Source organism: Nocardia otitidiscaviarum NBRC 14405, assembly GCF_000308635.1.
Classification (GTDB): domain Bacteria; phylum Actinomycetota; class Actinomycetes; order Mycobacteriales; family Mycobacteriaceae; genus Nocardia; species Nocardia otitidiscaviarum.
Window position 1 is genome coordinate 1 of the sequence record NZ_BAGD01000187.1, and the last position, 211, is coordinate 211.

1 pseudogene is annotated in these 211 nt (G+C 73.5%); it reads left to right on the forward strand.

Features of this window, described 5'->3' with window-relative positions:
* A pseudogene (locus ON31_RS29300) lies at window positions 1-201 on the forward strand (phage tail protein); the annotation flags it as partial.
* Window positions 202-211 lie beyond the last annotated feature (10 nt).

Below are 211 nucleotides of genomic sequence, written 5' to 3' on the forward strand. Positions count from 1 at the left end.
TACGACGCCACCGCCGCCGCCGTGCAAACCGCCCTCGCGGCGATCCTCGGCGTCGGCAACGTCGCCGTCACCGGTACCAGCCCGTACACGGTGACCCTCCAGGGCGAATACGCCGGACAGCCGAACGTGCTGCTCGTCGGCGACGCGACCGGCCTCACCGGCGGCACCACGCCCGCCGTGACCGTGACCGACGCGCCCTAACAGACGCGGC